Source organism: Neobacillus sp. S1115 (assembly GCF_055385565.1).
This window is the reverse complement of the sequence record NZ_AP038275.1, coordinates 1,572,187-1,587,216: the sequence shown is the minus strand read 5'-3', so window position 1 is coordinate 1,587,216 and position 15,030 is coordinate 1,572,187. Positions and strand designations below refer to the sequence as shown.

The following is a 15,030-nucleotide window of genomic DNA, read 5'->3' as shown; positions in this document are numbered from 1 at the left end:
CAAAGAAATTCTTCCCTAAACCTTTTATACTTTATCCATAGGATTTTTGATTGAAGATTAGGGAGGAATTAACAAGATGATTATCGGGGTACCTAAAGAAATAAAGAATAATGAGAATCGAGTAGCACTTACTCCAGCAGGTGTTATTTCATTTATTAATGCGGGCCACACGGTTTTAATCGAAAAGGACGCCGGAATTGGAAGCGGTTTCAATAATGAATCGTACGAAAAAGCCGGGGCCGAAATTATTAATAGCGCCGAACAGGTCTGGACAAAAGCGGATATGGTTATGAAAGTCAAAGAGCCGCTCGCTAGTGAATATCAATACTTCAGGCAAGGGCTGATTTTATTTACCTATCTACACCTTGCTGCTGAGCCTGCTTTGGCACAGGCACTTAAAGATAAGGGCGTCAGTGCGATTGCCTATGAAACCGTATCGGTAAACAATACACTTCCATTGCTAACGCCGATGAGTGAAGTGGCTGGCCGAATGGCTGCCCAAATCGGAGCCGCATTCCTGCAAAAAAATAACGGCGGCCAAGGGATTCTGCTTGCCGGTGTACCAGGAGTAAACCGCGGAAAAGTAACCATCATTGGCGGCGGTGTTGTCGGAACAAATGCAGCTAAAATGGCCATCGGCTTAGGTGCTGACGTAACGATTATTGACCTAAGTGCGGACCGCCTGCGCCAGCTTGATGATATTTTCGGAAATCAAATTAAAACATTAATGTCCAATCCATATAATATTGGGGAAGCGGTTGCGGAAGCTGATCTGTTAATTGGGGCAGTGTTAATTCCAGGTGCAAAAGCGCCTAGGCTTGTCAAAGAAGAAATGGTGAAAGCAATGAAGCCGGGGTCAGTTATTGTTGATGTGGCAATTGACCAAGGCGGCATCGTCGAAACAATTGATCATGTGACCACCCATGATAACCCAACCTATGAGAAGCATGGAGTTATACACTACTCTGTTGCCAATATGCCAGGTGCGGTTCCTAGGACCTCTACTATTGCCTTAACGAATGTTACGGTTCCTTATGCCCTTCAAATTGCGGGTAAAGGTGTTTGTAAAGCGATTTCGGAGAACCCAGCATTGAAACTTGGCGTAAACGTGGCAAACGGAGAAATCACTTACGAGGCAGTTGCCCACGATTTGGGATATGCTTATGTACCTGTTGAAATCGCATTGGAAAAGGAACTTACCTCAAAATAATCATACGCCTGCTTACAAAAAGGAAATCCCCTTTTAACTTACGGGATTTCCTTTTTTCATTTTTCCATATACACTGGGTCTGCCAATGGAGTGATATTCGATTGGATATTTTTCAACGATTTCAAGCCGAAAACAATTTCTTCCATCAAAAACAACCGGCTGTTTCATGAGTTCAGAAAAGGTGTTTAGGTCAATCGTCTTAATTTCCTCCCAATCCGTCACGATCATCGCCAAATCAGCCCCCTTAAGTGCCTCAGGTAGTGAATTTGTATAGGAGATGAGCTCCCCTAATTCCAATTTGGCATTCTCTATTGACACAGGATCAAAGCCAATGATCGAGGCCTCCTCCTTCACCAGCTGCATTGCCAGCTTGATTGCAGCACTCTCACGGACATCATCTGTATCAGGTTTATAGGCAAGTCCCAATATCGCTACTCTCTTCCCTTTTATATTAGAAAATCTGGTTTGTGCCTTTTGAAATAGTCGTAATTCCTGCCTTCGATTAATCTGTAATGCTTCCTCCAGCAGTTTGTTTGGCTCTCCTGCCTTTTGTGCCATATTAACAAGTGCCTCGGTATCTTTCGGAAGACATGAGCCGCCAAAACCTATGCCGGCATTTAAGAACGACAGCCCAATCCGATTGTCCATCCCCATTCCCATTGCTACATCTTCAATATTTCCTCCGATTTGTTCGCAGTAATTGGACAGGGCGTTCACATAACTAATTTTCAAGGCCAAAAATGCATTTGCAGCAACCTTAATTAGTTCTGCACTGCTTGTATCTGTTTTCATAATTGGTATGCCAAATGGCTTATATAAATCCTCTAAGCAATTTAAGGCATACTCACTCTCCGAACCGATAATAATCCTGTCCCCATGAAACATATCATGAATAGCTGAACCTTGACGAAGAAACTCCGGATTTGCCGCAATGTGGAAATTGAGCTTTTGGGGACTATTTAACTTAATCCATTCCTTAATCTTTTCACTAGTTCCGGCTGGTACGGTACTTTTCGTTACAATAATGACATCTGGACGAACAATGGATTGGCCGATTTCGATTGAGACTTGGTTAATATAGTGCAAATCTAACAATCCATCTTTTGTTTTTGGAGTTCCCACAGTAATGATGATGATTTCCGCATCTTTATAGCCCTCAGAAGAACTAGCTGTAAATGAAATCCTGCCCGCCTCTAAATTTCTCTTTAGCATCTCTTCCAAGCCAGGTTCATAAATCGTTGATTTTCCTTTTTTGAGGATTTCAACTTTAGTCGATTCTTTATCAACACAAATGACCGAATGACCAATCTCCGCTAAACAAACCCCTGTGACTAGTCCAGCATATCCTGTTCCCGCGATCGCAATTTTTTTCAATGCCTAAGTCCTTTCTATTACAATCATTAATGGTCGATCCATTTATATAAGGTTATTTCATTATAAACTGGGTCATAAAGCTCTCGTGACTTGAAGCTCTTCAGCTTTTTTATCTTCCCCTTAACGGCCCCCCCCTGTGAAACAAACCCTTTTACTACTTTGTCCGTCAGCAGCACCGTTCTTCCTTGATAATATTTTGCTTCCATTTGAAATAATTGGTACGTGTTAATCCTTTTGTGGGTGTACGGTGCATGTAAATATTGCAATACCCGTGTTTCCTCCCATGTGTAAAGAATAACCGGTTCATTCATTTTTTCAATATACGCATTCATTTGATAAACGGCAGGCTGTTCAGCCGCTTCCGCTTTTAGTAACTCCACACTTTTTACAGTTTGAAATCCAAGCAAAATAACGGCCATGACGGTGATGAACCAGGGAATCCTTTTTGCGAAAAGCTGAAAACAAAGATAGAAAATAAGCAGAACCGCAAGCGGGAGGATATGCCTTGGTTTCTCAATATTTTGTGCCAGCAGAGCCCATAAAAAATAACTGAAAAACAACAGATAAATTAAATTCACAAAAGGCTTTCTTGCTTCATACTCTATTTTGGGTCTCCTGCTAACTACTATCCTTATAAACAAGCAAAGATAAATAACAGCAATTATGTACTCTTTTGCGGCAATACCTGTCCAAAGAATATTATCCCATAAAAATATCGAACATCTCTTCAAAAAACTAATCTCAGATGTTTCGACTGCTCCGCCCCAATCTGTGAAATGGCCACTTGTAAAGGCTAAAGAAAGCTTAATAAAACCTGTCAGACTTCCTTCAGAGATGATCAGAGCGACAACCCAGCAGGCCTGAAAGACAAACCCAAAGAGAGCATAATAACCGGCCTCTTTTAATGTTAGAAGCCCATTTTTCCATTTCCAATAAAACAAAAACAAGATGCCCAATGCAAACGGCAGATAGGAAAGACGGATACCTAGCATGATACTTAAAATGCCTAATGGCAATAAAATAAAGGAGGAATTGTGTCTTTCCATAGCTAATGCAAGACTCCAAACATACCACCAAAGGACTGCGAGCGCCGCCCCTTCTGACATCGGCTGATTGACCATGATCACAATATAGGTTTGCGAAAAAATGATGGCCGTTGCCAGCCATGAAAAGTGGACAGGCAGTAATTTTCGAAAGAGCCGATAAATCGGAAATAGCGAGCTTGCATAAGCCAGAATATTAAACATGGTCAGGGCCTCTGCTGGATTTTCTAAAAAAGGATAAAGGATTTTTCCACCCAATATAAAGAAGGGATATCCAGGAAAATGGGGCTGCATAGCCATTAAATCAAAACGAATCACCGCCAGGGAAAAATCCACCTGATCCCATGTTGAGGCGAATGGATTTAAAAAATAAAGCTGGGAGGCACTCACAGTTATGATTGTTACCATGCTTAATGCCATTAGAAGTCCACGCTTGAATCCTGCTAATTTCATATAATCACCTGCTTTTGGTAAGAGAAAAAGTACAAGGCGTCCGCCTTGTACTTTTAAGTTTCGTTGAACTATTTTGCCTGTGGTTTAAGCAGTTTGGCTGATTGGGCCGCTTCTTCCTTTTTTGCTTTTACCGGAGCATTTTTTGAGGAAGTAAGCAATAAAATAACGACAAAATAACCAATATAGGCAAGTACCTCTTCAATCGAAGGCATCGATGAATAGCCAAATAAGGCCTTTAAAAAGATACCAATATCCCCTGAAATGAGCGGCGCAGTACCATGATCACGAAGATAATGGCTATAGTCAATCGGATGCTCAGGTAAAAACCAGGTAAGGTCATATACATGTGGAATGACACTACCGATAATGTTTAAATCCTGCATCATCGAAATCGCCTGTACCAATAACCCTGCGGAAATTAAAATAATAAAAGCACCAGTCAGTTTAAAGAAAGTGCTTAATGGAATTCTCATTGTTCCTTTAAAGAAGAAATACGAGACGACAGCGGCGACGATCACCCCGGTTATTGCACCCCAGCCCTGCATTGCAGCGCCAATGTTACCGCCGGTAATTGCAGCAAAGAAAAATACCGTTTCAATTCCTTCTCGAAGCACGACCAGAAAGGAATGAATGACCATGCCAACAACGTTGCCGGTCGTAATAAACTTACTCATTTTCCCTTCCATGTTTCCTTTTAAATCGCGGGCATGACTGGCCATCCAAAACACCATTTGCGTGAGGAGGACGGTTGAAACAAGCATAATCCCTATTTTCAGATACATCTCGCTTCCCATTGCCGCAAATCCAGTAAACACGACCTGGAATAACAGGGCCGCCCCAAAGCTCGCCAGGACGGCAAGGCCTGCACCCAACCAGACATATTTCGTGTATTGCTTTTGGTTCACTCTTTTTAAATAGGTCGTAATAATCCCGACAATGAGCAATGCCTCTAAAACTTCCCGAAATGTTATCAGCAGCGCTTGAATTTCCACAGCCGCCTCTCCTCTCTCCAAAGGTGTCTTTTCGTTTTATTATTTCCTTCTTCTTCGTACAACAAATATGACAACTGCAATAATCACGGCAGCAATTAAGATCAGCGGAATCCAATTTCTAATATTCGAAACATCTGTCCAATCCTTTTTTCCGCCGGCATTAGATTCTGTCGCACTCTCAGAAAAATGTCCTACATCAAGGCTTTTTATTTTAAATTCTGATTTTAAAGTATCCAAAATCTCATCTTTATTTTGCTTAAAAGAATCTAGACTAGCTTCCTTTTTCCCTACGCCAAACAAACCTGGGTTCCCCAATGCTTGAAGTGCCTCATCAAAATCCGCTCTGATTTTCTTATCGTTTTCCGGATGCTCCGCTTCAACCTTTGGTGACAATGCTTCATATGTAGCAAATCCTTTAGCAAGGAGTCTTTTCGTAGTCTCATATTCTGAAAAATTATTTTCAATACTATCAAGGCGTCTCGCGATATTTAAGACAAGAAGCTTTTCCATATTATCGGTTAGCGCCTGTTTATCTTCATCAGCCAAGTTTTTCAGAATAAGCTTTGAGGGCTCAGGCCCCATGTGCATATCAATTTCTTCTTGAACAGATTCATAAGACTTTTTTGCAGCTGTATAATTTGGAGGATTCTCATCAAGCTTTACGAGCATTTCTTTGTAAACTTCAGCAACCTTCTCTTCGTTGGGGTCACCATAGGAATAGGCCTCTACCCCGTGAATGGAAAGGGCATTTATGATTAAAAAAGTAATGAAAAACAATACTGAAAATTTCTTCATTAAAAAATTTCCTCCTCCACTGATAATGATAATGATTATCATCTTCGCTGTCAATCCACCAAATTAGAAATTCACATAAATAACATATTTATAATACTTATTAATCCTTCTTATTATTCATTAACGGAAAAACGCTGCCTTGTTCAAGATAAACCCTTCTTTTTCTAACTGGCCTTGTCATTTCTTTGATAATGGCCGGCAGGACTGAGGTCATATAGGCCCTAAACTTAATAAATGATTCTCCAGATTTTCGGACCTGATAATGAATAGGGATTTCTTTCATTCGGAACCCTTTTCTTATTAGATTTAATGTAAGCACTTGGGCATAGTTATAATCATGAATGATTTCTGCCTCCATCATTGCCTGTCTAGAAAAAGCCCGCATGCCGGATTGGCCATCATAGATCCATTTCCGCAGTAAGAGTGCTTGAAGCAGCGTAAAACAATAATTTCCGAGTCTCCGGTTCCACTTCATCCCTTTAATTGTTCCCATAAACCGTGACCCCATAACATAGTCACTGGTTCCAGTTAGAATGGGTTCAATTAATTCAGGAATCTGCTCAGCAGGATACTCATTATCCGCATCAATCATGACACCAATATCAGCCTTTTTCTCTACACAAAGCTCCAATCCTTTTCGAACAGCTGCCCCTAATCCTTGATTCTTTTCAAATGTATAGATATGATCCGCTCCAGCCATTAGGGATTGTTCAACCGTTCGATCACTGGAGCCGTCATTGACAACTAAAACTTCTACTTGCACACGTGGATTAAAATCTCTAGGTATCTTTTTAATAACCTCCGCGATTGACTCTTCCTCATTATGAGCTGGAAGAAATACGATCACCTTTTGCTGCATCATTTATTAATACTTCCTTCCTAATTGCTTCGTTTAATACTGGCCCACGGGCTTTATCTGGAAACGGCGCCCCTAATAAATAGGAAATGGTTGAAGCAAGGGAAACCAGGCTATGCTTTTCTTCGACCACTTTGCCGCTCTCTATGGCAGTTCCGTACATGAAAAATGGTACGAACCGTTCACCTTCATCAAGGTGACCGTGACCGCCAATGCCATCCGCCTGGCCATGGTCCGCACAGACGATGAACGTGTAATTTTCCAGCATTCCTTTTTCCTTCAGCCAATCATAATACTCCTTGACTAGCGTATCGGCTTCCTCAATCTTTTGAATATATTCGTCATATAAGACTCCTCTGCTGTGGCCGGTTTGATCGGTACTGATCAACTGGACGATTTGCAAATCGGGATTTTTTTCGTCCATAATCAACTTTGCCCTCTCAATAATTTTTCGATCGACAACATCGTTATGCATGACCGCCGTGAACGTATCAACATCACTGCCAAACGAATCCACCAGATGGGCCACTGCCAAAAGCGACCCCTTTTTACTAACCTTTCTTAAACTATCAAAGACGCTTTCGACCTTAATTCCCAGCTTCCACACCATATTGGATTTAATCCCATGTTCAAATGGATAGGTTCCGGTAAACATAGACGAAAAACAAACAACAGTCCGAGCAGGGTAGACCGTTTCCATCCGGGCATACTCAGTACCATTTTTTCTTAAGAAATCAAGAAACGGCGTATTCGCTTCCTCAAACCTTTCCTTTCTCATCCCGTCAATGACCATCACAATCACTTTTTGATTGATTTCCCTTGAGGTTGCCACAACATTAGAGGTGTAGGTTGGAATAACCTTTGGCTTCCAATCGAAGAGATTTTTGTGAAGAATCCATGAAAATAGAAAGACTCCTACATAAAACAGGATAAGCTGTCCGATTTCAGCCCCTGACCATGTATGTTCTGAAAGCGAAAAATTCCATAGTGATAATAATAAAAGAAACTTTGGCAGCTGTTCCTGGGCATTACCACTGGTCGAATCGCTGTTTTTCAAGACAAGCTTCCAAAAACGGGTAAAATTAAGCCATGAGGTACCAATTCGTAAATGATAATAAAAGGTGCCCCAAAAAAAGACGGTAAAAAAGAAATATAATCCTACTGCCGTAAACAGTAATCCTAGATTCACGTTGTTCCAAATAATAAGATAGGCAACTAGCGGAATCCATAAATAATTTCTTAAAAATAACGGGAAATCAAATACGTAATAGATCACAAGCAATGGCAAAATGGCTAACAAGCCTAGCAAAAAATCGGCTAGGAAGCCGGACTTTCCGAAGTTTGCAACCGAGTAAATCACCATTGTCCCAACTGTAAAAATTGGTGTAAAGGGCTTCCCTTCATTCAAAAGATTCCAGCATCTTGCTGCTGCTTTTTCAAAAGATGATGCTTTTTTCATTCTTATAATCCTCTCCTTACTAGGATTTCTTTAATTTGTTTGATTTTCAAGACAGGGGAATGGAGGAGCAGCAACATTCCAGCCAAATAAGAAAAGACAAATTTATAGCTGTGACTGACAATGGCCGCCATATAGCCGTCTTTGATAGAAAAATGAAAAGTCGTTAATGCAGCCGTCATGACAGATTCATATGTAGAGATGCCACCAGGTGTAATTTGAAAAATTTGTCCGCCAACGGTAATCGAGTTAACCCAAATAGCCTTATATATCGAAAGGCCACTGCCCATGGAAGCAGTAACGCCCCATATTACCGCGCCTTCTAATGCCCAGCTTACGGCAATCATAAGAAAAATAAGCAAAGCTTTCCTTCCTGATAGGTTGGTTTTAACTAATTGGATTTGCCTGTGAACAAACCTGGGAAGAAACCTCCACAACATGATGCCTCCTACTAGACAAGCAATGGCTAAAATAACAATGAACAGGATTGAATACCGGAAAACAAACGCCTTTGCAAAAACAATCAAGCCAATAAAAGAAAATAACAAGAGCATAGCCATATCGATAGAGCGAAGAACAACCACGGATTGGAGGGATTCCCCCGGGCTCACTTGTTTTTCTCTTAAAGAGAAAACGCCTATCCTGACAGCATCGCCAAGCTTGATTGGAGTAATATGGTTTATGAATAGGCTTAAGAGCACCCCCTCCAGGCAGCTATAAAATCTGACTCTATCCCCAAAATACAACTTCCAAGCTTCGGCCCTGAGTATAAACGATAAACTATAGCAAATCGTCACCCCAGCAATCAGATAGGGGCTCTCCCAAAAGAACCGTTTCGTTTCTTCTAAAAATTCTCCAACATGAAAATACCGTATGGACAAATAAATAAAGATTCCAAAAAGAATGACCCCTGCTATGTATTTAAATCTCTTTTGCATGCGCCTTTGCCCATTCAATTGTTCTGCTCAGTCCATCAGTAAATGACATAGACGGGTGAAAGCCAAGCTCGCCCTTAGCCTTCGAAATATCTGCCCATGTTGATTGGACATCGCCCTGACGAAAGTCATCATGTTTGACCCTCATTCCGGGAAAAAAAACACGCAGCTGCTCGATTAACTCTTCAATCAGGATTGGACTGCCTGAACCGATATTAAAAATTGCGTATTGATCCTTTTGCTGAAACGCACTAATGATTCCTGAAACGCAATCATCAATATATGTATAGTCCCTGGCTGTTCTGCTGCCAAATATGACGATTTCCTGGTCAGCCATCAACTGTTTAATAAATTTCGTGATCGCCATATCCGGACGTCCCCATGGGCCATAAACCGTAAAAAAGCGGAGAATCGATACCTGATAATCATAAATGGTCGAGTAGGCATGACAAAACGCTTCTGCGCCATACTTAGCCGCCGCATACGGGGAAACGACCGTTCCACTAGCCATGCCTTCTTTTAACGGGATGTTTTGCTGGTCACCGTAGACGGACGATGACGAAGCGAAAATAAACTGCCTGGCACCTGCTTCACCAGCCAATCTTAATGCGTTAATAGTTGCCTTGATGTCATAATCCACATACTCATTCGGAACCAAAATCGAGTTGGGGACTCCTGGAATGGCAGCTAGATGAATGACCGTATCAGGCTTAAATAAATGAAAAAGGTCTCTTACTTCTTCTTCATGATGAATCAGGCTCTTCTGATAAAAGGAAAATTCCCCGGCATGTTTGATCATTTCAAGCTGCCGCTTTTTCCTTTCAACGGAGTAATACGGATGTAATTCATCAATAATGAGCACTTGGTGCCCTTCTTTTATCAACCTGCTTGATAGGTGAGAACCAATAAACCCTGCTCCACCAGTGACGATTATTTTCAAGTAAAAACACCTCTACAACAGAGTAATATTCCCATTTTCTCATAACCGGAAACAAAAGGAAAAACCTTGCGTCTTTAACCAAGGTTTCTCCTTCAAGATTATTTCGCTTTGTCTATAATGCTGTTAAGAGAAGCAATAAGTTCGTCAACCTGTGTTTCCCCGGCAGCTTTATCTTTCGCTTTTGCCGTTTCCACATATTTTTGCGCTTTTTCCGTTAAAGACTTATACTCAGCTTCGCCAATTAGACCTTTGATATCATCACCGATGACATCTATAAATAGAGCTCCCTCTAAGCCAGTGATAACTCCTTTATCTTCACCAATCGCTTCTTTACTTTCTTTGTATTCATCAATGGCAATTTTCGCAAAGCCACGAACAAATGCTTTATTAACAGCGGCTGGATCAATTGTTTTGGCATCTGTTTCAAGATTAAATTGCTTTTCAATTAATAAAGTTTCATCAGCAGCATGCTTGTTTAAGTAAGTATAAATGGATTGGAAGAAAGCCCATCCTTCAGCCTGTTCAACCTTTGCAAGAGCAGCATCCTTCTGTGCTTCAGCTGCTGCTTTTGTTGCGTAGCCGTTTGGAAGCGCACCGGTTGCAAGATAGAAGGTCTTCATTAACGTCTTATCAATTACTTGCTTACCTAAGTTTACTGCCAGTTGGTCATTATTCTTAATACCATTTTCTACTTCGCTAAAACCGCCCTCAATGGCGCTTACCATGTTTGTTCCATAGGCAGCATCACGCTTTTCAACAGTCGATTTGATAATGGCATAGAATTCTTTTGCTTCTTCAACCTCTTTATTCACTTCTTCTGTTTTACCCCAGTTTTCACCAATTTCCGTGAATTCATGTTTGATTGTGGTATAGAATACCTTTTGCATTAATTTATCAAAAATTTGCCTTACTACCACTTTGTCCATGGATCCGTCTTTACCTGCTGCTAAAGAGGCTGTAATTTTTTCATCCAGAGTATCTTGGAATTCCGCATCACGCTGTTTAACTAATTCTTGTAAATTAGCTTTATACAATTCTGTTACTTTATTAAAATCGACTTCTTTGCCTTCTTTGGCTTTATCAAGCTCAGCAATAGCCTCTTTGTAGGCATCTGCATAGTTTGCTTCTTCTTTTTCTGCAGCTTCTTTCTTTTCAGCCTGCTTTTCTGTATTTTCAACCTTTGGCTTGTTTTCTGTCTCTTCCGCTTTTCCACATGCACCAAGAATAAGTGAGATGGCTGCAAGTGATGTAATAAGTTTCAATTTTAGTGACATGTTGTAACTCCCCCGATTAATTTGATTATGTAAACCATTTATTTGATAATGATTATCATTCACACTTTTGATTATAGAGAGAATGATTCTCAATGTCAACGTTCATTTTTTAGTTTTCACAAAATATACACTTTTTATTAGGTTTATAAAAAAGACTGCCCTAATCTAACTATTAAGGCAGTCAACTTTTTTAAAAGTTATATTTTGGATAACCAATGAACTTAAAATCTTTTCCGATTGGTGTAAAGGAACAGTCTGTTAATTCAACTGCATCACGCATTTTCTCAATGCCTGTTCCCTCAAGAAATGTCGGGGCATTATGGCCTCCGATTAACTTCGGAGCAAAATACAATACCACTTTATCAATCAGTTTTTTTTCAAGGAAAGAAGCATGAACCGCCCCTCCCCCTTCAATAAACACCGAGGAAATGAGATTTTCTCCCAAAATACGTACAACTTCTTCTGGACAGACACGGTTTGACCCATTTATTTGAAAAACTTTGATTCCCAAGTCCTCTAATTTTTCGCGCTTCTCCTGATCAAATTGTTCACTGGTAAAAATCCAGGTTGGTGCAAGGTTGTCCGTAACCACTTTAGCATCCAGCGGAATTTTTAAGGTGGAGTCTAAAATAACCCGGAGCGGATTCCGTCCATTCGGAATGCGTGCCGTTAATTCCGGATCATCTTTTATGACAGTATTGATTCCCACAAGAATCGCCATATGTTCATTTCGCAGTTGATGGACATCGAGTCTTGCTTCCTCGGAGGTAATCCACTTGCTGTCAGAGGTGTGTGTGGCAATTTTCCCGTCCAGGGTGGATCCAGCCTTCATTGTCACAAACGGCGTTTTTTGAACGATAAACTTATTAAAAACCTCATTCATTCGGTTCGATTCCGCTTCCCGAACGCCGATTATAACCTCAATTCCGGCATCTTTAAGAATTTTAACGCCATTGCCCGCTACCACCGGGTTCGGGTCGAGGGTTGCGATGACCACCTTTTTAATCCCTGCTTCCACTAATGCAACAGCACAAGGGCCTGTCCTTCCGTAGTGGGAACATGGTTCAAGGGTTACATAAATGGTCCCGCCTTTTGCTTTCTCACCGGCCATCCTTAAGGCATGGATCTCGGCATGCGGTTCACCGGCCTTTAAGTGGGCGCCGATTCCGACCACCCGGTTATCATTAACAATCACCGCTCCCACTAATGGATTGGGGTCTGTCTGTCCCTTCATGGCCCCAGCATTTTTTAATGCTAAATCCATATAAAACTCGTGATTAGTCATTTGGACAAGTCCCCTCGTCCTTTAAATGACCGGAACGGTTTATCTTTGTTTGCAGGTATTTTTCGTTATACTCGGATACATCTCCCCATAACGGCTTCCTTCCGGAAACAGGCAGACCAGCGTTTTTCAATGCATCTAATTTTTTTGGATTGTTAGTAATTAAGGTTACCGGTTTAGTGCGCAATGCTTTCAGGACCTGAATGGCATCGCTATAATTTCTGGCATCATCCACAAAGCCCAGCGCATGATTCGCCTCGACGGTGTCATAATTATTTTCTTGAAGGATATAGGCCATTGCCTTGCTAAATAAGCCAATTCCACGCCCTTCATGATTGGCCAAATAAAACAAGGCGCCTGTCCCATGTTCGACAATCATTTTCATGGACCGTTTCAATTGAAAGCCGCAGTCGCATCTTTTGCTGCCAAAAATATCGCCTGTGTGGCAAATCGAATGCATTCGCATGATGGCATCCTCACCATATGTGAAATCGCCATATACAAGAACACTGGATTGTTGAAGCTCCGCTAAATTAACCGAAGACAATTTATCAATAATCCGTTCAAAATCCTCTGTTACCTCATTACAATTCAGCCAACAATACCACTGAAATACAACGGTTTCACCGTATAAATTTACTGGAAGGCGAATCGGCCCAACTAAATAAATGGCACCCTTTTCTGTTTTAATTAATTGAATTTTATCTTGAAGCACATCAAGTACTTTAGAATCCAATTTGGTATCTTTCATTATTCAATCCCCCTTAAGATTAGTTTGGATTAAGGTATGTATTTTCATTTATGACACAAATAAAAAAGAGACTGAACTTTTTCAGCCTCTAACATGATATCACGTTTGTCACTACGTGCATATTTATAAGTACTTACGGTGAACTCCTTTACCATCATAGGAAAATAACATGGCCCGGTCTTCAATGGTTGTTTCCATATGAACCGGTCTGCCCCAAAGCTGATGAACATATGGCAGAACCTTCTCAAGATATTTAACATCAAGCTCTACACCCTCAAACCAATGCTTCAAATAGAGCTCGCCATTTTTCATATAGTCGCCATCATTTACCGTGATATACGGGAATCCGCCATTTACCCGCATATTCACTAATTGGTCGCGGACATGCTCCCATTCTTTGTCAACAATCTTATAATCTCGGCCTTGCTTTTGGAAAAGATACATATCTTCCCTATACACTAAATCCTTCGTTAAATAATTCCGCAGGAAGGAAATATCCGATTCGATTTCCCGAACCTCAAATATTTTTTCCCGTCCAGAATTTGGCTCAACACCTCGTCTTTTCATTTCATCAGACGGATTATTATACCTTTCCTCGATGTCTTCGAAGATTTTCAAGCCAAGATAATAAGGGTTAATTCCCGTTTTTGACGGCTGAACGACCCCAGCATTTAATTTGGCAAACTCAATGGATTCTCCGCTTGTCAGATTCATTTCCCGCAGTATCCTTTGATGCCAGAAAGAGGCCCAGCCTTCGTTCATGATTTTTGTTTCTAACTGCGGCCAGAAATACAGCATTTCTTCCCGCATCATCGTAAGAATATCACGCTGCCAATCCTCCAGTTCGCGGCTATATGTTTCAATGAAGAGTAATATATCTTTCTCTGGTCTTGGCGGGAATTTCTTTCGACGTGGCGGCTTTGAATCCTTTTCGTCTTTTTTATCCAAGCCCCAAAGGTCATCATACGGTGAAACTGCCCGCTGTTCTTCCTCGTCCTCATCGTCCTCCAAGGACCATGCCAATTTTGGACGCATCAAGGAAGGGTCAATATGCTCATCAATAGACAATATTGCATCAAGGAAACTTTCCACTTCTTTTTTTCCATATTGAATTTCGTACTGATGAATTCTTTCCGCCGTAGCCGCCATGCTTTCAACCATATCCCGTTTTGTATTTTGGAACCGGACATTGTTTTTAAAGAAATCACAATGGGCCAAAACGTGGGCAACAATCAGTTTATTTTGGATTAACGAATTGGAATCCAGCAAAAATGCGTAACATGGGTCCGAATTAATGACGAGTTCATAAATTTTACTTAGACCTAAATCATAATGAAGCTTCATTTTGTGAAATTGCTTCCCGAAACTCCAGTGTGAAAATCGGGTCGGCATCCCATAAGCTCCAAATGTATAAATGATTTCGGCAGGGCAAATTTCATAACGCATCGGATAAAAATCTAAGCCAAAACCGCTGGCGATTTCCGTTATTTCATCGATCGCATATTCGAGTGCTTTCTTATCTCCCTCATTCATCAGCCATTCCCCCTTTTCCTCTTACCACAATGTATGAAGAAAGAGAAGGATTGATGAAACAAGATAATAACAATTACAAAATATACAGGTAAATGTTGAAAACGTTGTGAGGACAAGGTGTCCAAATTTTTGCGTG

At 40.9% G+C, this 15,030-nt stretch carries 13 protein-coding genes; 1 reads left to right on the top strand and 12 read right to left on the bottom strand.

The window, feature by feature from the left end:
• Nucleotides 1–76: 76 nt before the first annotated feature.
• Nucleotides 77–1,210: an alanine dehydrogenase gene (gene ald, locus ACZ5B7_RS07740; protein WP_464493333.1), complete on the top strand. Its 1,134-nt coding sequence runs from the start codon at nt 77–79 to the stop codon at nt 1,208–1,210.
• Between the two features lie 33 nt (nt 1,211–1,243).
• Here ald and ACZ5B7_RS07735 read toward each other — a convergent pair whose 3' ends face one another.
• From ACZ5B7_RS07735 to ACZ5B7_RS07680, 12 genes are all read right to left on the bottom strand, one after another.
• Nucleotides 1,244–2,584, bottom strand: a complete 1,341-nt coding sequence (locus ACZ5B7_RS07735; RefSeq protein ID WP_464493332.1) for a UDP-glucose dehydrogenase family protein — start codon at nt 2,582–2,584, stop codon at nt 1,244–1,246.
• 26 nt (nt 2,585–2,610) lie between these two features.
• Nucleotides 2,611–4,080 (bottom strand): hypothetical protein, encoded by a 1,470-nt coding sequence (locus tag ACZ5B7_RS07730; protein WP_464493331.1) that lies wholly within the window; start codon nt 4,078–4,080, stop codon nt 2,611–2,613.
• Between the two features lie 68 nt (nt 4,081–4,148).
• Nucleotides 4,149–5,072 (bottom strand): FTR1 family iron permease, encoded by a 924-nt coding sequence (locus ACZ5B7_RS07725; RefSeq protein ID WP_464493330.1) that lies wholly within the window; start codon nt 5,070–5,072, stop codon nt 4,149–4,151.
• A gap of 39 nt (nt 5,073–5,111) precedes the next feature.
• Nucleotides 5,112–5,867, bottom strand: coding sequence for a hypothetical protein (locus ACZ5B7_RS07720; protein WP_464493329.1), 756 nt, complete (start codon nt 5,865–5,867; stop codon nt 5,112–5,114).
• A 100-nt stretch (nt 5,868–5,967) separates the two neighbouring features.
• Nucleotides 5,968–6,729, bottom strand: coding sequence for a glycosyltransferase family 2 protein (locus tag ACZ5B7_RS07715; RefSeq protein WP_464493328.1), 762 nt, complete (start codon nt 6,727–6,729; stop codon nt 5,968–5,970).
• On the bottom strand, nt 6,689–8,182 hold the full coding sequence (locus ACZ5B7_RS07710; RefSeq protein WP_464493327.1) for an alkaline phosphatase family protein: 1,494 nt from the start codon (nt 8,180–8,182) through the stop codon (nt 6,689–6,691). The genes ACZ5B7_RS07715 and ACZ5B7_RS07710 overlap by 41 nt, the downstream gene beginning before the upstream one ends.
• 2 nt (nt 8,183–8,184) lie before the next feature.
• Entirely contained in the window at nt 8,185–9,117 is a 933-nt protein-coding gene (locus tag ACZ5B7_RS07705; protein ID WP_464493326.1) for a lysylphosphatidylglycerol synthase transmembrane domain-containing protein, read from the bottom strand.
• Nucleotides 9,101–10,054, bottom strand: coding sequence for an NAD-dependent epimerase/dehydratase family protein (locus ACZ5B7_RS07700; protein WP_464493325.1), 954 nt, complete (start codon nt 10,052–10,054; stop codon nt 9,101–9,103). Before ACZ5B7_RS07700 ends, ACZ5B7_RS07705 begins: the two co-directional genes overlap by 17 nt.
• Before the next feature lie 98 nt (nt 10,055–10,152).
• On the bottom strand, nt 10,153–11,328 hold the full coding sequence (locus ACZ5B7_RS07695; protein WP_464493324.1) for a hypothetical protein: 1,176 nt from the start codon (nt 11,326–11,328) through the stop codon (nt 10,153–10,155).
• A 190-nt stretch (nt 11,329–11,518) separates the two neighbouring features.
• Nucleotides 11,519–12,613: a bifunctional diaminohydroxyphosphoribosylaminopyrimidine deaminase/5-amino-6-(5-phosphoribosylamino)uracil reductase RibD gene (ribD, locus tag ACZ5B7_RS07690; protein ID WP_464493323.1), complete on the bottom strand. Its 1,095-nt coding sequence runs from the start codon at nt 12,611–12,613 to the stop codon at nt 11,519–11,521.
• Nucleotides 12,606–13,361: a GTP cyclohydrolase II gene (locus ACZ5B7_RS07685; RefSeq protein WP_213141118.1), complete on the bottom strand. Its 756-nt coding sequence runs from the start codon at nt 13,359–13,361 to the stop codon at nt 12,606–12,608. The genes ribD and ACZ5B7_RS07685 overlap by 8 nt, the downstream gene beginning before the upstream one ends.
• 123 nt (nt 13,362–13,484) lie before the next feature.
• Nucleotides 13,485–14,894, bottom strand: a complete 1,410-nt coding sequence (locus ACZ5B7_RS07680; protein WP_464493322.1) for a SpoVR family protein — start codon at nt 14,892–14,894, stop codon at nt 13,485–13,487.
• Nucleotides 14,895–15,030: the final 136 nt, after the last annotated feature.